This window comes from Prochlorococcus marinus str. MIT 0919, assembly GCF_027359375.1.
Lineage (GTDB): Bacteria > Cyanobacteriota > Cyanobacteriia > PCC-6307 > Cyanobiaceae > Prochlorococcus_D.
Genome location: NZ_CP114779.1, coordinates 97,490 through 121,644, shown reverse-complemented (window position 1 = coordinate 121,644; position 24,155 = coordinate 97,490). Strand labels below are relative to the sequence as shown.

Genomic DNA, 24,155 nt, shown 5'->3' with positions numbered 1-24,155 from the left:
AAACTGGGAACCAGAGATGTTTAATATTAAAAGCTAACGTTCTTTTACGATCGGATCTCATTAAGACAATTATTCTTTAATTTTTATATTCGATCTAAGAGTTAGCAATGAAGGTGCTAAAGCTATACTAGACCAACTTCCAATGACTACTCCAAGAGCCAAGGCTATAGAAAACCAAAACAAAGTATCACCTCCAAAAAATATCAAGGCACTTAAAGGTAAAAGTGTTGTACAGCTTGTATACAAGGTCCGAGCCAATGTTGCACTAACTGCCAAGTCAACCTTCTGGTTAATTTTTAATGTATCCTGAGATGAATTTATTTCTCGTATTCTGTCAAAAACAACAACGGTATCATTCACTGAATAACCCGAAATTGTAAGCAAAGCAACAGCAAATAAACTATTAACTTCAAGATTTAGAAAAATTCCCAACCAAGAGAAGATACCACACACAATTAACAAGTCATGCATTAAAGCTATAAGAGCTAGAAATGCAAAGGTCCTATCAAATCTATAGCCTATATATAATGCGATTCCAGTAAAAGCCACAATTAAAGATATAAAGCTACTCTTAAGCAATTGAGTGCCTAATGTAGGGCCAATAGTATCAATGGCTTTTCCCCCAGGCTCAAATGGTCCTGCGATAGGGATAAGTATGTCAACAATTTGCTCTGCTTGAGTTGGAGAGAGAAAAGGCAATCTTATTACAATTGACTTATAGCCGTCCAAAAATTGCACTCTTGCAGTTGAGATATTTGGTATAGAAGTTGATATTTCTTCTGGCAATGTCTTTTCTTGTAATTCCTTTGAAATAGCAGATATTTTCAATGGTGTACATTTATCCAAGCATTGCCGCTCAAGCTTAATTTGTGTGCCTCCTGTAAAATCCAATCCCGGACGCAATGGATACCTTATTGAGGGATTAAGCCAAGAACTTATTAGACCAACGCAACTAATTATCACTGCAAGTGCTGAAACTAGCCATATTCTGGATCGATAACGACTTACTGGGAAAGATAATTTAGCTCTATCAGGTGAAGAAGAAGTCACAGTTGCAACTTATTGGAGTGAGGATGGGATTTGATGCCCAGGCAAGAAATTAGACGTACGTCTCAAGGTTTTATAACTCATAAGGAAGCGTAATAACACCCGAGTACATGAAAGGGCTGTAAACAAGCTTATAACTACTCCAATACCTAGAGTTGCCGAAAAGCCCTTTACAAAGCCAGTTCCTAAATAAAAAAGTGCTATACAGCTAATTAAAGTAGTTATATGGCCATCAATAATCGAAGAAAAGGCCTGTGAGAAACCTGTCTCAATAGAACGAATTAATGTATTCCCTCTACGAAGCTCATCTTTAACTCTTTCAAAAATTAAAACATTTGCATCCACAGCCATGCCAATACTAAGAATAAATCCTGCGACCCCTGGGAGAGTTAAAGTCACAGGGATGAGAGCATATAAAGATATATTAAAAATGGCATAAAAGCTTAACGCTATAACTGCCACAAAACCAGGCACCCTATAAAAAATAATCATAAAGACGGCCACCAAAAACAAGCCTGTCATTGCAGCTATCAAACTTCTATTAATGTTCTCGGCACCAAGCGTAGGCCCTATAGTTCGTACCTGAACAATTTCCACTGGTAATGGCAATGAGCCGCCCCTTAACTGGACCTCTAATTCCCTAGCCGAATCTGCAGTAAAATTTCCACTTATAGTTGCCGAACCACCAGTAATTCCTGCAACATTAAATTGCTCTCCAACACTTGCTTCGCTAATTGATTCTCCATCAAGAATAATCCCTAGTAATTGATCCGTCCCTGCGATTGACTTTGTCAATTCTGCAAATTTATTTCCGCCTTCTTGGTTAAAAGTTAATGTTACCTCCCAAGTAGAGAGATTCTGCTCTTGACGTCTCCCAGCACTGATTAGATCTTTCCCAGTCAACTCAGCAGGCTCAAAGAGTTCTAAGATTTTTTGATTTAATGCCCTCTTTATTATTTTAATCTGCTCAGCATTGCTTCCAGCCCTGTCTTTGATGCTTAGAGAGTTGTTAAGCAATTCAAGCTGCTTCTTTACAAGTTCATCATTTTTTTCAATTCCTTTGCTTCCATCAGGGCTTGAATCAGAGTTACTAACTCTGATTAGTAAAGAGCGAAGGCTCTGAAGTTCTTTAATTTCATCTTTTGTTCCTTTCTTCTGAGCCCGGAATTCAAGAAGTGCTGTTTTACCTAAAACTCTTGATGCTTTAGAAGGGTCCTGCTCACCAGGGAGTTCTAAAATCAGTTGATTTGTTCCAATAGTTTGAAGAGTTGATTCTGATACACCTAATCCATTAACTCTTCTGTCTAATACTGATTTAACAGCTTCGACTTGCTCAGGCTGTATCTCCGTAATGTCTTTCGTTGGTTGAATCTCAAGAGTTAGTTGACTACCTCCACGAAGATCTAGTCCAAGTTGAAATGGCTGACTAAAACAAACTGAACTAGCAGCTATTACTAACGCAAGAATAAGAGCGAACCAACCTTGTTGACGAGCCATAAATTAAAGCCCTTTATTCATAATCTGTTCTGCAGTTTCAACAATTTGATGAGGCTGAATAATTGTTAAATTCTCTAATTGACCATTATATGGGGTTGGGATGTCCTGACTCGACAACCTAATAGGACGAGCATCCAAATCATCAAAACAGTTTTCGTTAATTAGAGCTATTAATTCAGCTCCTATTCCCCCTGTTTTCATACACTCTTCAACAATTATCACTTTGTTTGTTTTCCTAATAGAATTACATATTGTTTTCAAGTCAAAAGGCTTAAGACTTATTAGATCAATTAATTCTGCATCGATACCTTTTTCTGCTAATTGAGGCAGAGCTTTTAAGCAATGGTGTCTCATTCGTGAATAAGTCAATATAGTTAGATCCTTCCCTTCCTTTACAATATCTGCCTGATCCAAAGCACAAACATAATCCCCTCCAGGGATTTCCTCGCTCAAATTATAAAGAAGCACATGCTCAAAGAATAAGACGGGATTGTTATCTCTAATGGCGGCTTTCATTAGACCTTTAGCATTGGTAGGGGTGCTGCAAGCCACTATCTTGATACCAGGAACTGCATGAAAATAAGCTTCAAGTCTTTGACTATGTTCAGCGCCTAATTGCCTCCCAACACCTCCAGGGCCTCGCACAACTGTAGGGATTGTGTAATTACCTCCGCTTGTGTAACGCAACATCCCCATATTGTTAGAGATCTGATTGAAAGCCAGAAGAAGAAACCCCATATTCATGCCTTCAACTATTGGCCGCAGACCTGTCATAGCTGCTCCTACTGCCATACCTGTAAAGCTATTTTCTGCAATTGGAGTATCTAATACTCTTAGTTCTCCATATTTCTCATACAAATCTTTGGTGACTTTATAAGACCCTCCATATTGCCCTACGTCTTCGCCCATCACACATACATGAGGGTCTCTTGCCATCTCCTCATCAATGGCCTCGCGAAGAGCATTAAAAAGAAGTGTACCTTCGACAGTTTTCACAATCCAAACCAATCCCGCTAATTTATCCAAGCTATAACAAACTGTGCCAAATTAACCGCCTGCAGCAAATGTAGAAAGAATCAAGACAGAAAGCAGCATGCCAGGGCTTAGCAAAAGAACTAATAATCCAAGGTCATGAAGTGTCATCTGAGTCCTCCTTTAAGAAAACAGCTCAATATTTTATTACTTAAAAACTAATCACCTTCAACTCCCTTGACATCAAACAAACTTCGAATAAATACAATTACCAATCCTAAACCTATGAAACCAAAGCTAAAAGTCGCCAAAAAAGACATTCCTATAACTAATGTTTTAAAGCCAGAACCAATACTTTGAGCTATTGGAGAAGAATAATTTGGAGCGTGAATTGTGAAATAAATTACAAGCTTTTCACTTAGCAACAATGCAACCCACGCCAAAAGAAGGCTAGTTAAAGCACCTGACAAGAAACTTAAAGGTCCCTTTTTCAATGCTTTCTTCGCTTCTGCATCATTTTTGCTCAAGGAGTCCTTTAATTCCGACTCCCCTTTGTTTTCTAGAGGCAAATTGGGTTTGTTTTTTACACTCACTTACTAAGTCTTATTCCTTTTGAGCTAAGCCTGCAACACCAACCTTGTAATCCACATTTTTGAAGACCTTTGCGATTACTATCAAAAGCTTCTTTAGCGCTGTCAAAGTCAGGGAAAAGTCCAAAGCAACCAGACCCTGAGCCACTCATTGCTACTGCGAGATTACCGTTTAAAGAGACAAGAAAGCTCAAAGCTTGCTCAACTGCCGGAGTCACTGGTTGAACAACTGTTTGAAGGTCATTCATTAATGGTGGAGGATCATATTTACCCAATTCTCTCAACCAAGAGACTTCTCTAAGCTGTTTACGTTTCTTTTCAAAATCAACTTCATTACTCAAGTAATTTTTGCCATTAATTTCCCTATATCTTGCATAAGCCCAAGGCGTTGATACTGAGACAGATGGATCTTTAATAAGTACTAATCCCATCTTTGAGCTTGAGACATTTATCGGCTCTAAACGTTCACCCCTTCCAAAACAAAGTTGAGTTCCCCCTGATATACAAAAAGGCACATCAGAACCAAGGTCTGATGCCATTTCCTCTAATTGACCTTCTGAAAATTTTAATTTCCAAAACTTGTTAAGCCCCACCAATGCTGCTGCCGCGTCACTCGAGCCCCCCGCCAAGCCTGCTCCAATAGGAATATTTTTTGTTAAATGTATCAACGCACCTAAATTTTCCAGCCCGGAACGTCTTTTTATCAACTTTGCTGCTTTCACAATTAAGTTATCATCACCCACACTTAAATCTTTGTCATTACATACAAGTTTTATCTGACCATTATTTACCTCGGATATTTCAATCTGATCTTCCAAATCAATACTTTGCATCACCATTGCCAATTCATGAAAGCCATCTTTACGTAGGCCTAAAACTTCTAAATGCAAATTGATCTTTGCAGAGGCAAAAACTGTTAATGAGCTATCTAGAGATAAAGAGGTACTGTTCATAATCAAATGCTTCAAAAGCTGTTCCCAAAGCTTTCAATGCCTCTTGCTAAATCTACCCAGTTCATTGGAGACAATTCCTGAGGCCTTTGATCCAGACTAATCCCCAATTGTCCTAACAGGATCTCTAAATCATCAAGAGGCTTAATATTTCCCAGAGTATTTCTCAACTTCTTACGTCTTGCTAAAAAAGCCATTTTCAGCAAAGACTCAACTCTTTTTTCTAAATCAAGCCCCAATCTTTCTTCTCTAGAAAAAGGCTTTATAACAACTACCTTTGAATGCACTTTTGGAGCCGGTTTAAAACATTTTGGAGGAACATCACAAATACTATAAGTTTTGGCCATCAATTGAATCCTTACACTCATTGCACTAAAAGAACTTTGACCGGGTTTCGCAAGAATTCTTTCAGCAACTTCTTTCTGCAAAAGCAATACTAATCTTTGATAGTTTATCTCTGGGAAAACGCCTAATCTCCCAACCAATCTATAAAGGAGTGGAGAAGTTATATTGTAAGGAATATTAGCTACCACCTTGTTAACATTCATCCCACTAGGGGGCGCCAATGAAGCTGTTAACACATCACCTACCTCCAAACTAAAACGCGATTCATCAGAAAAGCGTTTCTTCAAGCCTTCAACTAAATCAATATCTAATTCAATTGCATGAATTAAAGACGCCTTTGAATTTAACAACTTTTCAGTCAAAGCACCTCTCCCAGGCCCTATTTCCAAAACTCGATCATTTTCACTTATATCTGCTGCTTGTACTATCTGTTTTAAGACAGCTACATCCTCCAACCAATGCTGGCCAAAACGTTTCCGAGGTCTATGCCCTACAAAAACCATGTTTTTGTTTTCCTTATCTTATAAACCCATCACAAATTAACAAATCTATGGGTATTAATAAAAGAACAAGAGCTTGTACCCATCACAATATGAGCGTAAGTTAATTGATGCCTGTTTCTGGTAAAACAGCTTGAATACATGAGTCTTGACCCACAAAACATCGAACGGCTTCAAGAGTTACGTCGACAACTTCCAGAGAAGCTTCCCGCGCCTGAAAAAGTGCCCAAGAAAAAAGATACCTCTAATCTACAACTCCACAGAATTGAAACAGAAGAGAACCCCCAAGAGCTTTTTAAAGAACTTATAAAAGCAAGTCCCAACGGGGAAGTCCCTCAACATCTTATATCTCGACTAAAAGAACTTGAAACCAAGTTTCTAGCTGACACGAATTCACGTGAAAGCAAGTCTAAAAAACTAATCAACTTCAATGAAAGCAGACAACTAGAAGATCTCTACGTACCATTCAAAAAGCTATTACTTGAAGAAGAAGAAGACTAAGGCTATTAATAACATCACACCAAACTAAATAATTTTGCTTAATCCATCCCGCTATAGAGTTATTGCTATAGGAAAAATAAAAAAGCTTTGGATTAAAAATGGAATCAATATTTACCTCAAAAGGCTGCCTGGATTAACAGTTACAGAATTACGCGATGGGGATACAAAGAAAGAAACTCTAGCAATTAAAACTTCGATTAAGGATGGAGAGATACTAATAGCCCTCGCAGAAGATGGTGAGAAATTAACTTCTATTGCTTTTTCAGAACATCTAGAAAATATAGCTTCACAACGGATCGTTTTTATCATTGGTGGAGCCAATGGACTTAGCCCTGAAATTAAAGCTATGGCTGACTACAAAATAAGCTTATCAATGCTGACCTTCCCGCACGAGATAGCCCGTCTTTTACTTTTAGAGCAACTCTATCGAGCGAGCACAATAATCCAAGGGGGGCCATATCACAGACATTAAAGAAGCTTATGCTTTCATGACTCAATTCTATGTATAGTATATTTGTACCATACGTAGAGTCGAGTCGTGGAGGCTTCTCAATTGCCAATCCGTTTAAAGGATCGCTTAAAGAAAGCATCCCTCCCTTTGGCTAATGAGTACGTAGCAGCAGGCTTCCCATCGCCTGCGGAAGACTACATTGACAACGGGATTGATCTCAATGAGCACTTGATCCGCAATCCTTCTAGCACCTTTTTTCTTAAAGTGAAGGGAGATTCCATGATTAATGCTGGGATTGAAAGCGGAGATCTTTTAGTTGTAGACCGAAGCATAAATCCTCAGCCAGGGTGTGTTGTAGTGGCCATGTTAGATGGGGCTTTTACTCTAAAGAAACTAGTTTTTCAAAAGGAAACTCTCTATCTAGAAGCAGAAAACCCTAATTATCCATCAATCAATCTCAATAATTACGACAATGTTCATATTTGGGGCGTAGCCATATATGCAATTCATAAGCTAAGCCGGATTGCCAAGTCATTTTAATTTATGGCAATCGTACTAATCGATGCTAATAACTTTTACGCAGCTTGTGAACAAGTTTTCGATCCGTCTTTAGTTGAACGTCCTTTAGTGATTTTATCCAACAATGATGGATGCGTTATAGCCCGCAATGCCAAAGCTCGACAACTTGGAGTCCTTATGGGACAACCGTATTTCAAAATACGTGCAACGTTAGAAAGACTTGACGTTGCAGTACGAAGTTCAAATTATGCCTTGTATGGTGACATGAGCCAAAGGCTAATGACTCTTCTTAAAATTCACTGTGAAGAAATCGAGGTCTATTCAATTGACGAAGCTTTTGGAGAAATCAACCGTCCTCCCAATAAAAACCTTTTCCCTTGGGCAAGGCAACTACGAGCAAACATATATCAAAGCCTAGGGCTCCCGATCTCAATTGGCATTGGCATAAACAAAGGGCAAGCAAAACTCGCCAACCACTTAGCAAAAACAATAACGAATTATGCGGGAATATTTGATCTAGAGAATGCAAGCAACAAAGAAGCGTTTTTTGAAAGCATTGCAATAGAAGATGTATGGGGTATTGGGAAAAAACTAGCTCACTGGTGTCGCATTAAAGGTATTCATAATGCCAGACAACTACGGGACATGCCAAGTAGTGAGCTAAAAGCAAAGTGTGGAGTTGTAGGGATACGTCTACAAAAAGAATTGCAAGGGTATACCTGCGTGCCTTTATCGGTTTACCCAAGTGCCAAGCAAGAGACTTGTGTAAGTAGAAGCTTTAGCAAGCCTATAACAAAGATAGAAGAATTGCGTCAAGCAATAGCAACATACGTTGTACGAGCAGGTGAGAAATTAAGAAAGCAAAACCAATATGCTGGCTCTATAACAGTATTCACACGCACAAGCAATTATACAAAAAACTTTTATAGTCAATCTGCCACAAGACAGCTATATCTTCACAGCAATGATACGGCCGTACTGCTAAGAGTTTCTTTAGACTTGGTAGAACGTATCTTTTGCCCATATCACAAACTTATAAAAGCAGGGGTTATCATGCAAAACCTGACAAGGAACGATCATCTACAGCTACATCTTCTGAAACAGCAGAAGCCCCAAAAGTATTTACAACGAGAACGATTGATGAGCGTAATAGACCATTTAAATCAACTCTATGGAAACGGTACTATTCAATGGGCTGCATGCGGAGTAAGCAGACATTGGGAAATGCGACGCCAGAACTTAAGTCCAGCAGCAACCACACGACTAAAAGACATCCCTATTGTCAATGCATAAATCCAGGCAAAAGCGTAGTTGGTTAAAAAAGAGGACCGATTATAATATTATTTGTTCTTTGAAAACCTCTTAAAACTTAGAGGCAGGGTATATCAAATGGAATTCCTTGTATTCTTAAATCACCATGAGAAAGAAATTCTAGAACTAATCTATAAAGCAAACTATTCAGTAGAAGAAAATAGCCCTCTGTGTCTATTGGGAGATAAATTTTTTGGATTCTTAAAGAAAAGGCAGCGAAAGATTGTCATATGTACAAAAAATGCAATGAAATATGGTGGTTATCAGTTTTCAAGAAATATGCCTAATAACGACAATTTCAAAACAGGCTTAATGATAAGAAGGGCCTTAAGGCATGAGTCAGTCCATATAGCTCAGGAGTGTAATAAAGGAGAACCGCTAAACCTAGGACTTAAAAGTAATGCAAAAATTAGTCAACAAAAAATTGAAGCCTATCGTGGCTCAGTAAAACTAACAGGAGAAAAAGAGAAAGAATACGAAGCATATTTAATAGAAGATCAACCTAGAAGTGTTATAAATGTCTTAAAAAAATACTGTTTCTAATAAAGAAAGTTTCCCTATACTAAGCATCAAATTCATGCTAAACGCGTCTCTTGATCATTAGAAATTGCACACCGTTGCTTATCTAAATAAACAAGGTGCTTGCGTTCACTGTAATAAAGTTTCTGAAAATTAATAGCATCAATATTTAACTCGTCAAACATTTTATCAATACGTAATTCCATCTCACATGACTCATTAGGATTATTTTTTTCTTGCTCAAGCAATGAAGCTATACACGTCTCAAGGGTTTCAAGCCGCTGACCACTCCAAGCTTCTATCAGGTGACGGCAACGTCTAAGAGACTTTTGCCGTTCCAAAACTGCGAGAATCCCACGAAGTTGCAAGATAGGCTTAGATATTGCGGCCTTTTGCAGTTCTCCAAGTTCTAGTAAGGGCATAAGCCTAGAAGAAAGAATACTATTATTTTCAAAAGCAAATTGATCTAACAGAAGTCTAGGAAGTTCTATCTGAGAAAGCTCCTCTCCTAGAGAGTCACCTCTACAAATAGACTCCAAAAGTGAAGCTCCTATATTGTTCTCTTCAAGTTCACTAATGGTTGACCACAGCAAGCGATGATGTTGAAGGGCAAAATCCTCTAATTCTCTTTGCCTTAATTCTCGACGAATAGTAGATCTATGAATAGGGCAATGGAGATAAAGCTGTATAATTTCAGCTTCATTACGTTCCCTGAGGCTTGCATCACCAGGTTTATCGAGTCGCGAAGATTGACCGTGCCAACGTTGTCCCTTGACCTGCCTGCGAAGGTCATCTTCCAACTGCAAGGCAATACGAGCTTGTCCCCCGCTTAATCGCTCAGCTACTTTTTGGAGATAATGTGTACGTACAGCTGACTGAGGCAATTTACCTAATAGTTGAACCAAGCCACTCACTACGCGTTGAAATTGATCAGCCTTAGAGAGATCATTGCCTATAAAAACCTGATCAATTTGCCAATCAATCCAAAGTGGAGACTTCTCTAAAAGAGCTTTGTAATCAGCGGGGGAATGTTCTTGAAGGTACTCATCAGGGTCCTTACCTGAAGGCAAATGTAAAACTCGAAGTTCTAATTGCCCCTGCATTGCCAAATGCTCAACCTCTCCTATTGCTCGATTAGCAGCACGAACTCCTGCTCCATCAGAGTCAAAGTTAAGAATTATCCTCTTACTATCACTACAACGACATAACTGCGTGATTTGCTTATTGCTAAGAGCAGTTCCTAGTGAAGCAACTGAATTAGCAATTCCGGCAGCGTGGAGAGCTATTGCATCAAAATATCCTTCTACAACAACAGCTTTATCGATTTTTCTGATTGAGTTGACCGCCTTATCTAAAGCAAAAAGGTGGCTACCTTTCTCAAAGAGTTCAGTCTCAGGAGAATTTAAATATTTTGGATCTGAGCCATCAAGTGTTCTCCCTCCAAAGCCAATAACCCTACCTTGCCGATCCTTAATAGGAATCATAAGACGATTCCGAAATCGATCATAAAAGCCTTCTCCAGACTTGCGCGCAATAAGCAAACCAGCCTCTTCCAATAGATTTTGAGAAATACTTTCTACATGCGAAAGATGCTTTAAAAGGCCATCCCAAGAGTTAGGAGCAAAGCCCAATTCAAATTCACCAATTGTACTCTGATTGAACTTTCGCTTTTTAACTAAATAATCAAGAGCCTGCTTACCTTCATTAGAGAACAACTGAGATTGGAACCACCCTTTGGCCAGATCAAGAATTTTATAAAGATTATCCCTACGAGATAGCTTTTGACGAAGACGTTCTTGCTGAGGGCCTTCTAAAGTTTCTACAGGTAGTTGGTATTTTCTAGCCAGGCCTAAAACAACATCTACAAAACTCTCTCTTTGCAACTCCATCAAGAACTTGATGGCATTTCCGCCTGCCCCACAAGAAAAGCAATAATAAAATTGCTTTGCTGGAGAAACAGTCATAGAAGGTTTACTGTCATCGTGAAATGGACAGATTCCGATATATTCCTTTCCTTTTTTCTTTAAAACAATATGTTCCCCTACAACATCAACGATGTCTGCTCTATCTTTTACAGCTTCAATTGTATGTGGATGAATACGAGGGTTTACCATTAGATTATTTTGAAGGTCATACAGGTTTTGGTCTACTAATTAGTTCTAAGTTCTAAAGAAAAGTGAACCATGTGATCTTTCCATTCTCGATTTTTCAATTCCAAATCAAAGCAAAATATGCTCTTGCCATTATGGGGTAACCATCAGAATCAAGAAGTTCAGGCATTTCAATCATTAATCATTAGTGCATTGGCATTTAGTCTGATGACTGTATGCGTAAAAAAGATTGGAGGAAGACTACCAGTCGCAGAGCTAATCTTCATAAGGTCTGTTATAAGCCTTGCTATTACAAGGTTTCTACTGAAGAAGCAAGGAGTTAATCCTTGGGGTTCAAATAAAAAGTTATTACTTATAAGAGGTTTAGCAGGAACAGGAGCGTTGTTTTGCATTTTCAAAGCCCTATTTTCCTTACCTATTGCTACAGCAACAGTAATTCAATACAGTTATCCAACTTTTACAGCAATTGCTGCAAAGATTTTTCTAAAAGAATCTATAAGAAAAAGAATCCTTATTGCACTAATACTTGGATGGATAGGGATAACCCTTGTCGCACAACCTCTTAAAAATAACTCACTAAATTTAGGGATGCCTATTTTCGCACTTGGAATTGCTTTAATCGGCGCAATACTGACTGCTTTCGCTTATGTATGCGTTAGGAAGTTATCCGAGAGGGAACATCCTTTAGTTATCGTTCATTATTTCCCACTTATTTCGGCACCAATTTGCCTACCAATTTTATTAGCAGAAGGTGTTTTACCAACCGAGGGAGAATGGATATGGCTTCTCGGCATAGGTCTTTTTACTCAAATTGGGCAACAATGTATCACTGATGGATTACGTCTGCTTCCGGCAGCACATGCTAGCTCGATCAATTACACACAAGTGATATTTGCCGCCATCTGGGGAGTACTAATTTTTGCAGAGCCCTTAAACAGATACCTTTTATCTGGAGCAATATGTGTATTTGGAGCAACATTAATTAGCGTATCTGCTAGAGCAGATCTAGATTTAGTAATAGGATCAAAATAATCCCCTAAAAAGATATGAAGATTTTATTTGCTTTTATTTTTTCCTTAGGGCTCTTCTCACCAGTTCTTGCCAATGAATCCCAAAGAGGATATGCAAGATCAAGGACTTGTACAAAAGAAGAATATAGGGAGGAATATTTCCCTGGGACTGCAGAATCTCCTGGCTATGTTGAAAGCTGGACCGAAACTGTTGAAGTGCCTTGCAGCTCAAGAGGGGCTAATAAGACTGTTAGGGAGGCAGTTCCGTCAAACGTAGACAATAATGACTGCAGTCAGGGTTCTCTTATTGGTGGCTTGCTTGGTGCAGGGTTAACAATGTCAGGCACTAGAGGTAAAGATAGATGGTGGGCTGTTCCGGCTGGGGGAGCGGCAGGCGCAATGATTGGTTGCCAAATGGATGGAGGCTAACACTAGCTAATTAATAAAATCTATTTATCTAATGATCAGCTGGCTTAAAGGTGACGTAATACAAAACTGGCACTATGGGACACGATCTGGGCTGGTATTAGCTTGCAATGGAGTTGGCTATGAAGTCCAACTTACTAAAAGGGGTCTTCTAACGATAAAGAGTTGCAAAGAAATAACTCTTTGGATTCATGAAATTGTGAAAGAAGATGGTTCGAACTTGTTTGGATTTAACCAACAACAAGAGAGAGACTTATTTAGAAAATTAATAAGCGTTAATGGAGTAGGGCCTCAGACGGGGATGGTACTTCTAGAAGATAATGACTTCGAACAACTATTACATACCATTATCAGTCAAGATATTAAAAAGCTAACTCGATCTTCGGGGATAGGCAATCGAACAGCCCAAAGACTGGTTTTAGAGCTAGAAAGTAAGCTATCTGACTTCGAATTAAAAGCAAATTTTCCAACTCCACCCCTCTCAATCAATGAACTTCCCAAAGATTTATCAAATGAGGTGAAAAGTACTCTTGAGAACCTCGGATTTTCTGATCCTGAAATTTTAGATGCTTTAAAAGCAGTTTCCATAGAACATTGCACAGAGACATACCCCAAAGGCAATAATGCTGTCAGTACTCAAAAGCTTGATTTTGATAGCCTTTTTAAAAAAACTCTCACAAAACTAAACCAACAAACTGGATAGAAAGCGACATTAGGAGTTAGATTAAGGACTCTTCAAACATTCCTACAGTTTAAAAGCAATTCAACAATGACGCTAAATACTAAAGAGAAGCAGGAACTAATCAACAAGCATCAAACCCATGGAACCGATACTGGTTCTGCAGAAGTTCAAGTCGCAATGCTAAGCGAGAGGATTTCGAAACTAAGCAATCATCTTCAAAAAAATATTCATGACTTCTCTTCTAGGCAAGGACTTTTAAAAATGATTGGGCAAAGGAAGAGATTACTTAACTATGTTCGAGGGAAAAGTGATAAGCGCTATAATGATCTAATAACAAAATTAAAAATTAGAGGTTAATTTTTAAGTTTTAAGGCTTAATTAAATGACTAACAATTTTAAAGCATCAGAGAAAGGGCCTCAAAAGCAGATTACTTTTGAAAACAAAACGCAAATTAGATCTAAAAACCTTGGCTCTAAAAAGAAGCGAGATTCATTTATACCGAAAGTAGTTGCAAATAGGATGGCTAGAAGGATTGCATTTACAACGGGCTTGCCAACTTTATCTGGGATGGGTGTATTCATAGGAAGTTATCTTCTTATTGTTAAAGGAATTGCAGATGTCCCACCAGCTATTACTCTGACCAGTTCAGCCCTATGCTTTTTTGTTGGCCTTTTAGGCTTGAGCTATGGCATACTTTCTGCAAGTTGGGAGGAGTCTCCAGGAAGCCTTTTAGGATTAGAGAATATACGTCCGAATATTGGAAGAATGCGAACAGCTTTTAGAGCTGTAAGTCCAAAAAATCAAAGCTAACTATTTAACTAGGCTCGCGCTACAGCTTGCCTGAAAGGAAATGCGTTGCAAAGATTCAACAGCTGCATCAGCATCTTTAACACAAAACTGATGTCCTAGACGTACATATTTAGGATGGTCTCCATCTCTAATAACTGCAACAACTGGTACTCTTACTCCTAACTCATCTTTTGAAGGACGATGGCTATATAGACATTCTCTAAGTCGATATTGATAGCTAATATCGGCTATATGTTCAGGCAATAAATCTACCAAAACAAATTTCATTTCATCTATTGAACGACAATCATCAACTATAAGCTGGACATTTTCATCTCTTCGATCTACGGAAGCCCAAACCAACAATCTTGCTTCAGAAACCAAGTGATCTAAAAGCCTTTGATAACTTTTCGGGAAAACCACAGCCTCGCAAGAACCGGTCAAATCTTCAATTTGCAGTATGGCCATCCTGTCACCTTTCCTGGTGGTAACGACCCTTATCTCATTAATCATTGCAATAACACTCACCTTTGATTTATCAATTTGTTCGTCCAATGCTCCTAGACTTATTGGTGCTATCAACTTTGCTGGGGAAGAAAGCTGCTTCAAGGGATGATCAGAAAGGTAAAAGCCTATCAATTCTTTCTCTAATCTCAATTTTTCTATTGGAGAGTAATCATCAACAGAAGGAGCTTGAGGAGGAGAGTAAATCATCTCAGCAGTTGAATCTTGAGAAGCATTAGAACTCATATTAAATAAATTCCCTTGCCCACTAATACGGTCACGAGCTCGAGATGCAGCCCAATCGATCGTCAAATCGAGGTTAGCCATTAGCTGGGCTCTATTTGACTCCTCATCAAATGAGTCAAGTGCACCAGAATGTATCAATGCCTCCAACCCCCGTCTGTTCAAAGTATTAGAAGGGATTCGATCACATATATCTGCCAACGAATCAAATGGTCCATCTTCTTCCCGAGACTTGATCAATTTACGAATTACTCCATCACCGAGATTCCTAACCGCTGAAAGGCCAAAAAGAATAGTGTTTTCTTTAGGAGTAAAATCAATTCCTGAAGAATTCACATCTGGAGGCATTATCTCAATTCCCATTGAATTGCAATTAGAGATATAGCGCTGAACTTTATCGCTCGAACCTGAATTAACAGTTAATAGAGCTGCCATGTAAGCAACTGGGTAATGCGCCTTCAAGTATGCAGTTTGATAAGTAACAGCTCCATATGCAGTTGAGTGACTTTTGTTAAAGCAATACTCAGCAAAAAGAACCATTTGATCAAATAAATCATTAGCGATTTTGGAATCAATTCCATTTTTCTTAGAACCTTCCAAGAAAAATGATCTATGTTTTTGCATTTCCTCAACCTTTTTTTTACCCATTGCTCTTCTTAAAAGATCTGCTTGACCTAATGAATATCCAGCAAGGTCTTGAGCAATTTTCATTATTTGCTCTTGATAAAGCATTATCCCGTAAGTCTCGCTGAGGATTGGAGCTAATGAAGAATGAGGGAAATCAACTTTTTCCTTCCCATGTTTTCGATTGATAAATTTAGGAATAAGCCCTGCATCCAAAGGGCCTGGCCTATAAAGGGCAAGTATTGAAGATATATCTTCTAAAGAAGATGGTCTTAAGTCTTTTACTATTTGGCGCATTCCACTTGATTCAAGCTGAAAAACACCCTCCAAATCACCCCTAGATAAAAGTTCAAAAGTTTTATCATCATCCATGCTTAAATTATTTATATGAATTTTTTCACCAACAGAATCTTCCACGAGACCTACAGCTTTTTCTATCATCGTTAAGTTTTTAAGGCCAAGAAAATCCATCTTAAGTAAGCCTAAAGATTCAATGTCTTCCATGAAATATTGGGTAATTATTTGACCATCATTATTTCTCTGAAGAGGGACTAAACTGTCCAAAGGGTCAGAGGCAATTACAACACCTGCAGCATGAACCCCAAATGTTTTATTTGTACCCTCAATCCTGATAGCCATATCTAACCATTTTTTAATTAAAGGATCTTTTTGATATTTATCTCTGAAATCAGTATTAGGTGTATCCTTCCCTATCATTTCAGAAAGCTTTGCTGGCTTACCTCTTACCACAGGTATTAACTTTGCCAACCTATCAGCATCTCCATAAGGTATATCCATAACTCTGGCGACATCTTTAAGTACAGCCTTAGAGGTCATCCTATTAAAAGTTATAATTTGAGCTACCTTATCCTCTCCATAACGCCTAGTCACATAATCAATTACTTCACCCCTTCTTTCAATACAAAAGTCAGTATCTATATCAGGCATAGATTTTCTTTCAGGATTTAGAAATCTTTCAAACAAAAGTCCATTACTTACTGGGTCGATATTAGTAATACCCAAAGAGTAAGCGACTAAAGAACCTGCAGCAGATCCTCTTCCAGGGCCTACAGGTATTCCATTATTTCTGGCAAAACGAATATAATCCCATACAACCAAAAAATAAGTTGGAAAACCCATCTGATCTATAATCTTTATCTCTGAATTTAATCTATTTAAATATTCTTTATCTATTAAATCTACTTTACTTATATCAAGTCTTTCTTTTAAGCCATCTAATGAAACTTTTTTCAAATAATCAATCGAACTAGTTTCCTCTGGCACAGGGAACTGTGGCATTTTATAAGTCCCTAATACATTATATTCTTCGACCTTACAAGCAACTTTCTCTGTATTATTTATTGCTTCATGTATTAGTTTTGGGTCTAAATGATCTAAAAAGAGTTTATTCATCTCTTCTTCTGATTTTAAATATTCTGTCCCGGTATATCTCAACCGCTTTTCATCACTAATCAGTTTTCCGGTAAGAACACATAACAATGCGTCATGAGCTTCTACATCATCTTTGGTGAGGTAATGTGCATCATTAGTAGCTACTAATTTAATATCAAGCTCTTTTGCTATGCGACAAATACCTACATTTACTATCCGATCTTCTACTGAGCCATGATCTTGAATTTCTAAATAAAAGTCATCATCAAAAACATCTTTATACCATTTAGCAACATCGACTGCAGTATCGTATCTACCTCGCAAAATAGCTTGAGGTATTTCTCCACCAAGACATGCTGTTGAAACTATTAAACCTTCTGAATAAGTTTTTAATAGACCCTTATCAATGCATGCTCTTGAGAAAATCCCTCGACCTCTCATCCCTTTTAAATGACTTATAGTTGTTAATTTAACTAAATTCTTATAACCAACATCATTCTTTGCAAGAACAACTAGGTGATATCTTTTCTCTTTTTTTTGCTGAGGGTCTTCAATTGAGCCATTAATAATATACATTTCATTGCCAATAATAGGCTTGATGCCTGCTTTCTTACATAACTTCAAAAGCTCAATTGCCCCATACATAACTCCATGATCAGTTAGCGCAAGTGCTGGAAATCCAAGCTCCTTTGCTCTCTCAACCATAGATGGCAACTGACTTGCTCCATCAAGCAGACTGTAATCACTGTGATTATGTAAAGGTACGAATCCCATAGCCACAATTCTATTGCCAGACGCAATATAAAGTGTACTTACTGAAAGAAAACACTATATATGGTGATCTTATTTTGTTGGTATTAATTCCCCTTCTGGGCAGCTGCTCATGATGTCAGCTGTTTGTTCATATTGATAAGCAACCTGAAGCAAACGTTGTTCCCCAAGGACATTGCCAATTAATTGCAGCCCAATAGGCAATCCAGAGCTATCAAAACCGCAGGGCAAAGAAATCGCAGGAAGACCAGCTAAATTCGCAGGAATCGTCAGTAGATCAGATAAATACATTGCTAGAGGGTCATCATTATGACTACCTGACTTGAAAGCAGTTGTTGGAGATGTAGGGGTCAAAAGTATATCTACTTTTTTGAAAGAGTTAGAAAAATCATTACTGATAAGAGTTCTCACTTGTTGTGCTTTTTTGTAATAAGCATCGAAGTACCCTGCAGATAATGCATAAGTTCCTATCAAAATACGCCGTTGAACCTCACTACCAAATCCATTTGCTCTCGTCAAAGATGTCATTTTTTCTAGATTATCTTCACTATTTGCTCTATATCCATATTTAACTCCGTCATATCTTGCCAAATTGGCCGAAGCCTCTGAAGGGGCTATTACGTAATAAGTTGCTATCCCATCATTAAAACGTGGGCAAGAGACCTCTATCAATTCAGCCCCTAAAGATTGAAGTTGTGTAGCTGCCTTAGTAACTGATTCTTTAATTTCAGGATCAATACCTTTTTGCTCAAGGCATTCTTTAATTATTCCGATTCGCAATCCTTTAATAGGTTTTGATAAAAGTTCAGAATAATTAGGAACAGATTCGTTCAGGCAAGTTGAGTCCAAAGGATCATGACCAGAGATAACTTGCAAAATCTCAGCAGAATCAGAAACATTAGTAGTAAATGGACCAACTTGATCCAAGGAGCTTGCAAAAGCAACTAACCCCCATCGACTTACACGTCCATAAGTTGGCTTTAATCCCACTACTCCACAAAAAGATGCTGGTTGCCTAATCGAACCCCCCGTATCAGATCCTAAGGCAGCAATACAAAGTCCAGAAGCAACAGCAGCTGCGCTGCCACCAGAACTACCTCCTGGGACACGAGATGAATCCCATGGATTTAATGTTGGTCCGAAAGCGGAAGTTTCTGTAGAACTTCCCATTGCAAATTCATCAAGATTTGTTTTCCCAATTAGTACCGCTCCTGCTTCCCAAAGTTTTTTTGTAACTGTTGATTCATAAGGAGGAACAAATTGCTCCAGCATTTTGCTGGAGCATGTTGTTGTAATTCCTTTTGTACAAAGGTTATCTTTGATAGCAATAGGGACTCCTGCTAAAGGAGGCAACCTCTTTCCAGAACTACGAGCTTCATCAATTTTTTTGGCAGTCTTCTGCGCACGCTCTTCGTCAACATGCAAAAAAGAATGAAGCTTTTGATCAACTTTCTTTATTCGAGAGAGTTGTTCATTTACTAGCTCCAGAGAAGACACCTCGCCGAGGTGAAGTTTCTGACGCCATTCGGCGATAGACATTATTGATTTGAATTTGGTTATTTAATTAAGACGCTATCAGGAGCGAGTCCCAAAACCTAACTTGTTAAAGGCTCTGCTTTCCGACAACGAATAAATGTATGACTAATTGAATCTGAGCCTTCTGCAGATAAGTCGTCCACAAAAACTAAAAGCTTCTTTGAAAGACTTCGCTTAGTTAAAAAAGGTCCAAACCAATAAGTCACATTAGGTTCATTAGTCTGAACTCTAGCCCACCAGGCCAGACCTAAACTGTTACCTAAATTTCGAACCGCCCTGATTGGGCCCATAACTACTTTGATGATCTTCAACTATTTTAATGGTGAAGTAATAAAAAAAGAAGGTTTTTCCTGACTCCAAAAAAATCCTCTCGATCAATAAGTAAATTGCATAGCTTCAAAAGGCGGGTCTAATAGAAATATTGCTACAAAATCTTTTACGCTGATTCAATTAAAAAAAACAAGAAATTCATCTGAAGAATTATCCTAAAACTTTTAAGAATCATATTTAAAAGCAAAAATAGATTTTATGGCACTATTTAATTAGATAATTTTGCTCGGACCAACTTAGGCGACGCAGCCTGCCCAGACATACCTTTCATCCACCCTTTACTTGCAATCTCATAGAGGAAAATAGAAGTAGCAACTGAAGCATTTAAGCTTGAAGTGACCCCTCTTAAAGGTATCCTCACTAACTGATCGCAAGTCCTTCGTGTTAAAACTGAAAGCCCTTTCCCTTCAGAGCCTATAACTATTACTAAAGGACCTTCTACATCTATTTCATTTAAAATATTCTCTCCTTCTTCCGCCAGACCAATAATTCTATAGCCAAATTTCTTCAGCTCCTCTAAAGATCTATTCAAATTAACCACCCTAGCCACTGGCAAATGCTCCAAAGCCCCAGCAGCAACTTTTGCAACTGAACCAGTTAAGCCTGCACTTCTTCTTTGGGGTAAAATCAAGCCATGGGCACCAAAAGCCTCTGCAGAGCGAACTATTGCCCCTACGTTATGAGGGTCTGTGAGTCCATCTAAAGCTAATAAAACAGGAAATTCTCCCAGGTCGGAACATCCCTTTATCAAAGTGCTTAAATCAAGTGTTTCAGATGCTGCTGTTTGAAGAGCTATGCCTTGATGAACTCCACCTTTAGTTATATGACCTAATCTGGCCCATGAAACTTCCTCAACGAGTACTCCTAAAGCTTTGGAATCTTTAAGAAGTTGTAGGAACTTAGATGAGGTTCTTAATTCAGGAGTACACCAAATTCTATGAAGGGGTCTTCCTGATTCTAAAATAGCCTGAGTGGAGTGTCGTCCCCAAAAAATATCATTAACATCCCTTTCATTATTGAAAGTTTCAGATGAGGTTTCTGCGTAACTACTGTCAAAACTTCCATGTCTACTAGAACGACCTCTATTTGAACTAACTAATTGATTTCTATCTTTGCTTTCTACAAATTTTGTAGAATTGTTTTTGTGTTCTGTTCGCCTAAAAGAATTTTGGGTTTCACTTGAAAAGTTATTTTTGTTTCTGGAATTCCTTCTAGAGCTATATGTTTGAAGTGATTGATTACTTTCTGTGAATGAATTTTTTAAAGATTTTTGTGAATTTAATTCTTCAGCCTTTGATTTAAAACTCCTTCTACGTTCTTCCAAATTAGAATTTTTCCTTCTTCTAGATGAATAAGTCCTATTGCCACCTTTTGGTTTTCCAGAAGAGGATGAAAAATTAGAGCCACGACGATTAGCAGGAGTCATTTTCTTAATAGTTATGGGCAAAAAGATTCGTTTTCCTCTAATCGATCCAGAATCTGCGCGAGACGAGCTGGATTTTTCAAAAACAACCAACCTATTAGCGTTTCAAATCCAGTTGCCTGTGAATATATTGCTACATCTAGTTTACGAGATCCGCGTCCAACTTTATTCCTACCCCGCCTAACCAATTGTTTTTCCACATCAGTTAAATAAACTTCTAGTCTAGATAAAGCCTTAGCTTGGCTTTCCGCATTGACCTTCGATACAACAGCTTCATGTAAGTCTTTTGATCGAGCAGGTGTCTTACAAAACATTATTCTTTGATGCATCTCCCAAACGGCATCACCAAGCCAAGCTAATTGCAAAGGCCCTAAATCATCAGGACACCCTGATGGCACCTGTAGTCGAAGCCAGTCAGTCAAGCTGCCAATTTGGTCAACGCAGTGTCTAGATCAGGCACTAAATGTAAAAAATCCTCTAATCGAACCAATTTAATGGTTTGAATCACTCTTGGATTGCCAACAACAACAAAAGATCTCTTGGATTTCTTGCATTGCTTTGCTGTATGCACCATCGCTCCTAAGCCAGAAGAATCAATGAAATCTATTTTTGAAAGATCTATCACCATTGGTAGTTGGTTAGAACTAAAAACATCATTGATAAAGTCTGAAAATTGTTTTTCTGAGTAAGCATCTAGCTGTCCAGTGAAATAAAACACCAAACAACCTTTACGCCTTTCGAAACCACCGCGTAATGAAACGGTCAATCGCTGTAAATCTTTTATGGGATTAAGCCCCCTTGTACTTCTGAAAAGAAGTGTAGTTATATCGAAGCGAATCAACCATTTTTCAGCGGCGTTCTAACATCAGTTCAACAAATCTTGAAAAATGATAATCCGCATCATGCGGGCCAGGACTAGCTTCTGGATGATATTGAACCCCAAAAACTGGCTTGTTAATCATTGCAATGCCTGCAACAGTTTTATCATTAAGATTTAAATGCGTTATTTCCACTGTTTTTTCACTCAGGGAAGAAGCCTTTAATGCAAATCCATGGTTCTGGCTAGTAATTTCAATTTGACCAGTTGAGCCGCATGGATGATTTAAACCCCTGTGCCCATAAGGAAGCTTAAAAGTTTGACCTCCAAGTGCCAAGCCTAGAATTTGATGCCCTAGACAGATTCCAAAAACAGGCAGATCTGTTGAATCAATAAGTTCTTTTGCTAATGAGATGCCCTGCTTAACAGCTGAAGGATCTCCTGGCCCATTTGAAAGGAAAACTCCTTCAGGAGATAAATTTAAAACATCTGCAAGTTTAGAATTTGCTGGTAATACTTCTACTTCGCATCCATAAGCTACTAATCGATTAAGTATTGACCTTTTAATTCCAAAATCAATAGCAACTACTTTTAGAGGCTTTGATTGATTAACTTTTAATCTTTTATCAAAAGAAGCTGCTCTGATTGAAGTCCATTTATAACTTCTTGGGGTTGTAACATCTTCTACAAGATTCAGCCCTTCCATCGATCGAGCATTTTTAAGTTTCTCCAGCAATTGAAATGGCGAAGATTTTCCATCTGTAGATATTGCAGCATTCATAGTTCCAAAATCTCTTAAATGCCTTACAAGAGCACGTGTATCAACACCATAAATGCCTACAACCTTTTCTTTCTCTAACCATTTCTCTAAATTGATTTGAGATCTCCAATTACTTGGTTCCTTAATTATTTGCCTTGCGATAACCCCTCTTACATATGGAGAGTTAGATTCCGAATCCTCTTCATTAACCCCAGTATTACCTAATTCAGGGTACGTAAACGTAACTAGTTGGCCATGGTAACTAGGGTCAGTTAAAACTTCTTGATAACCTGTAATTCCTGTATTAAAAACTATTTCACCAATTACAGTATCTCTAAAACCAAATGGTTTTCCTTCAAGAAAAGTACCATCTGATAAAACTAACAATGCAGAGTCTTTCAAAGAATAATTCATCAAAATAATTCTTAATCCTCAGAATGCGATTTAAGAAATTGTTTTAGATTCTCCAATTTTTTCCAGCCCATTGAAGTTTCAAGAGCATTTAAAGCCATTTTTACCCCTTTATTTAAATCATCTTCAACTGAAGATGCCCAAAGAACTAATGCAGTATTTAAAGCAACTACTTCCCTTTGAGAGCGCGTTCCTTCCCCTTTTAAAACTGAGGTCAGAATATTGGCATTTAAATTGAGGTCACCTCCTTTAAGGTCAGAATTAGAGCACGGAGTAAGACCTAAATCAGTTATATCAATTTCGGCAGAAGTTATTTGATCATCTTTCAGGAAACGAACTTGGCTAGGCCCTTCTAAGGATGCTTCATCTAAGCCTCCAGCCCCATAAACCACTACTGCACGAGTTAATCCTAATTCCTGTAATGCTTCAGCCATAGGGTCTAAAAGCTCTGGTTTGGCTACTCCAAGAACTTGAGCCTTAGGTCTAAAAGGATTAACTAATGGACCAAGAAGATTAAAAACTGTTCTAACCCCTAATTGTTTCCTAAAAGGAGCAAGGCCTGCCAAAGAAGAATGCCAAAGGGGAGCAAATAAGAATGAAATGTTTGTTTCTTCTAAAGCATTTACCACTTCGAGCAAAGGCGCATCTAATTTAATGCCAACTTTCTCTAATACATCTGCTGATCCGACTTTCCCACTAGCACTTCGATTGCCATGTTTTGCTACGGAGACTCCCAAGGATGATGCTAAGAAAGCAACCGCTGTTGAAATATTAAAAGTATCAGCACCATCTCCTCCAGTCCCGCATGTATCCACTAAAAACATTTCAGGTATAGCAAACGGGAAAGAGCATGCCTCTCTTAAGACCTTTGCCATGGTAGCCAGCTCTAGTCCGGTTAATCCTTTTGATCGCAAAGCAGCCAAAAAAGCTCCTGTCTGGGCAGGGGTAAGATCTTCATTCAGCCAAGCTTTCATAAGAGAACTTGCTTCAACTATTTGCAGTTCATTTCCTTCTAAAAGCTTGTCAAGAACTTTCGGCCAAGAAAAATTTGACATGGTCATAAACTCAGAAAAAAGCCCGGGTGCTTCTTTCGCACTCCGGGATATGTAGAAAGATCTTCAAA

The 24,155-nt window shown here is 38.3% G+C and carries 25 protein-coding genes; 10 read left to right on the top strand and 15 right to left on the bottom strand.

Going from position 1 to position 24,155, the window contains the following annotated elements; translation table 11 throughout:
• Positions 1 to 69: 69 nt before the first annotated feature.
• From secF to rsmA, 6 genes are all read right to left on the bottom strand, one after another.
• A complete protein-coding gene (gene secF / locus O5635_RS00885; protein ID WP_036903329.1) occupies positions 70 to 1,050 on the bottom strand; it encodes a protein translocase subunit SecF in 981 nt (326 codons plus the stop codon).
• A gap of 9 nt (positions 1,051 to 1,059) precedes the next feature.
• Positions 1,060 to 2,544, bottom strand: a complete 1,485-nt coding sequence (gene secD, locus O5635_RS00880) for a protein translocase subunit SecD (protein ID WP_036903331.1) — start codon at positions 2,542 to 2,544, stop codon at positions 1,060 to 1,062.
• Between the two features lie 3 nt (positions 2,545 to 2,547).
• Positions 2,548 to 3,570: a pyruvate dehydrogenase complex E1 component subunit beta gene (locus O5635_RS00875; protein ID WP_269607668.1), complete on the bottom strand. Its 1,023-nt coding sequence runs from the start codon at positions 3,568 to 3,570 to the stop codon at positions 2,548 to 2,550.
• Between the two features lie 164 nt (positions 3,571 to 3,734).
• Positions 3,735 to 4,043, bottom strand: a complete 309-nt coding sequence (locus tag O5635_RS00870; RefSeq protein ID WP_052043121.1) for a DUF3082 domain-containing protein — start codon at positions 4,041 to 4,043, stop codon at positions 3,735 to 3,737.
• Between the two features lie 62 nt (positions 4,044 to 4,105).
• Positions 4,106 to 5,065, bottom strand: coding sequence for a 4-(cytidine 5'-diphospho)-2-C-methyl-D-erythritol kinase (ispE, locus tag O5635_RS00865; protein ID WP_036903778.1), 960 nt, complete (start codon positions 5,063 to 5,065; stop codon positions 4,106 to 4,108).
• A 5-nt stretch (positions 5,066 to 5,070) separates the two neighbouring features.
• A complete protein-coding gene (gene rsmA, locus O5635_RS00860; protein WP_036903333.1) occupies positions 5,071 to 5,904 on the bottom strand; it encodes a 16S rRNA (adenine(1518)-N(6)/adenine(1519)-N(6))-dimethyltransferase RsmA in 834 nt (277 codons plus the stop codon).
• 138 nt (positions 5,905 to 6,042) lie between these two features.
• On the opposite strand from rsmA, the gene O5635_RS00855 reads away from it, so the two are divergent.
• The 5 genes from O5635_RS00855 (at position 6,043) to O5635_RS00835 (ending at position 9,226) form a co-directional block, all read left to right on the top strand.
• Complete coding sequence (locus O5635_RS00855) at positions 6,043 to 6,402, top strand: hypothetical protein (protein WP_036903335.1); 360 nt, start codon at positions 6,043 to 6,045, stop codon at positions 6,400 to 6,402.
• Between the two features lie 34 nt (positions 6,403 to 6,436).
• Positions 6,437 to 6,874 (top strand): 23S rRNA (pseudouridine(1915)-N(3))-methyltransferase RlmH, encoded by a 438-nt coding sequence (locus O5635_RS00850; RefSeq protein ID WP_036903337.1) that lies wholly within the window; start codon positions 6,437 to 6,439, stop codon positions 6,872 to 6,874.
• Positions 6,875 to 6,940: 66 nt separating this feature from the next.
• Positions 6,941 to 7,393, top strand: coding sequence for a LexA family protein (locus tag O5635_RS00845; protein ID WP_036903339.1), 453 nt, complete (start codon positions 6,941 to 6,943; stop codon positions 7,391 to 7,393).
• A gap of 3 nt (positions 7,394 to 7,396) precedes the next feature.
• Positions 7,397 to 8,665, top strand: a complete 1,269-nt coding sequence (locus O5635_RS00840) for a Y-family DNA polymerase (RefSeq protein ID WP_036903341.1) — start codon at positions 7,397 to 7,399, stop codon at positions 8,663 to 8,665.
• 96 nt (positions 8,666 to 8,761) lie between these two features.
• Complete coding sequence (locus tag O5635_RS00835) at positions 8,762 to 9,226, top strand: hypothetical protein (protein WP_036903781.1); 465 nt, start codon at positions 8,762 to 8,764, stop codon at positions 9,224 to 9,226.
• 32 nt (positions 9,227 to 9,258) lie between these two features.
• Here the strand turns inward: O5635_RS00835 and dnaG are convergent, their stop codons facing one another.
• Complete coding sequence (gene dnaG, locus O5635_RS00830; RefSeq protein WP_036903343.1) at positions 9,259 to 11,316, bottom strand: DNA primase; 2,058 nt, start codon at positions 11,314 to 11,316, stop codon at positions 9,259 to 9,261.
• A 117-nt stretch (positions 11,317 to 11,433) separates the two neighbouring features.
• Here dnaG and O5635_RS00825 point away from each other — a divergent pair, with 117 nt between their 5' ends.
• From O5635_RS00825 to O5635_RS00805, 5 genes are all read left to right on the top strand, one after another.
• Entirely contained in the window at positions 11,434 to 12,345 is a 912-nt protein-coding gene (locus O5635_RS00825; protein ID WP_036903346.1) for a DMT family transporter, read from the top strand.
• Positions 12,346 to 12,359: 14 nt separating this feature from the next.
• A complete protein-coding gene (locus O5635_RS00820; RefSeq protein WP_036903349.1) occupies positions 12,360 to 12,752 on the top strand; it encodes a hypothetical protein in 393 nt (130 codons plus the stop codon).
• Between the two features lie 31 nt (positions 12,753 to 12,783).
• Positions 12,784 to 13,452, top strand: coding sequence for a Holliday junction branch migration protein RuvA (gene ruvA / locus O5635_RS00815; RefSeq protein ID WP_052043073.1), 669 nt, complete (start codon positions 12,784 to 12,786; stop codon positions 13,450 to 13,452).
• Positions 13,453 to 13,518: 66 nt separating this feature from the next.
• Positions 13,519 to 13,788 carry a 30S ribosomal protein S15 gene (rpsO, locus tag O5635_RS00810; protein WP_036903351.1) on the top strand — a complete coding sequence of 90 codons (270 nt, stop codon included), beginning with the start codon at positions 13,519 to 13,521 and terminating at the stop codon, positions 13,786 to 13,788.
• A gap of 25 nt (positions 13,789 to 13,813) precedes the next feature.
• Positions 13,814 to 14,242, top strand: a complete 429-nt coding sequence (locus O5635_RS00805) for a PAM68 family protein (RefSeq protein WP_036903353.1) — start codon at positions 13,814 to 13,816, stop codon at positions 14,240 to 14,242.
• On the opposite strand, the gene O5635_RS00800 is transcribed toward O5635_RS00805, so the two are convergent.
• The 8 genes from O5635_RS00800 to trpD all read right to left on the bottom strand — a co-directional run bounded on the left by O5635_RS00800 (position 14,243) and on the right by trpD (position 24,087).
• Positions 14,243 to 17,758 (bottom strand): DNA polymerase III subunit alpha, encoded by a 3,516-nt coding sequence (locus O5635_RS00800; protein WP_036903356.1) that lies wholly within the window; start codon positions 17,756 to 17,758, stop codon positions 14,243 to 14,245. It lies immediately after the preceding gene.
• Between the two features lie 69 nt (positions 17,759 to 17,827).
• The gene (gatA, locus tag O5635_RS00795; RefSeq protein ID WP_036903360.1) at positions 17,828 to 19,294 is read right to left on the bottom strand and encodes an Asp-tRNA(Asn)/Glu-tRNA(Gln) amidotransferase subunit GatA; all 1,467 of its coding nucleotides are present in this window, start codon (positions 19,292 to 19,294) and stop codon (positions 17,828 to 17,830) included.
• 56 nt (positions 19,295 to 19,350) lie between these two features.
• Positions 19,351 to 19,581, bottom strand: a complete 231-nt coding sequence (locus tag O5635_RS00790) for a DUF1816 domain-containing protein (protein ID WP_036903363.1) — start codon at positions 19,579 to 19,581, stop codon at positions 19,351 to 19,353.
• 248 nt (positions 19,582 to 19,829) lie between these two features.
• Positions 19,830 to 21,047: a 23S rRNA (guanosine(2251)-2'-O)-methyltransferase RlmB gene (gene rlmB, locus O5635_RS00785; RefSeq protein WP_036903366.1), complete on the bottom strand. Its 1,218-nt coding sequence runs from the start codon at positions 21,045 to 21,047 to the stop codon at positions 19,830 to 19,832.
• An 11-nt stretch (positions 21,048 to 21,058) separates the two neighbouring features.
• On the bottom strand, positions 21,059 to 21,466 hold the full coding sequence (locus O5635_RS00780; RefSeq protein WP_036903369.1) for a Mini-ribonuclease 3: 408 nt from the start codon (positions 21,464 to 21,466) through the stop codon (positions 21,059 to 21,061).
• Entirely contained in the window at positions 21,463 to 21,810 is a 348-nt protein-coding gene (locus tag O5635_RS00775) for an STAS domain-containing protein (protein WP_081934329.1), read from the bottom strand. The genes O5635_RS00780 and O5635_RS00775 overlap by 4 nt, the downstream gene beginning before the upstream one ends.
• A gap of 82 nt (positions 21,811 to 21,892) precedes the next feature.
• Positions 21,893 to 23,035 carry a glutamine-hydrolyzing carbamoyl-phosphate synthase small subunit gene (carA, locus tag O5635_RS00770; protein WP_036903374.1) on the bottom strand — a complete coding sequence of 381 codons (1,143 nt, stop codon included), beginning with the start codon at positions 23,033 to 23,035 and terminating at the stop codon, positions 21,893 to 21,895.
• A gap of 11 nt (positions 23,036 to 23,046) precedes the next feature.
• Positions 23,047 to 24,087 carry an anthranilate phosphoribosyltransferase gene (gene trpD / locus O5635_RS00765; protein WP_152557327.1) on the bottom strand — a complete coding sequence of 347 codons (1,041 nt, stop codon included), beginning with the start codon at positions 24,085 to 24,087 and terminating at the stop codon, positions 23,047 to 23,049.
• Positions 24,088 to 24,155 lie beyond the last annotated feature (68 nt).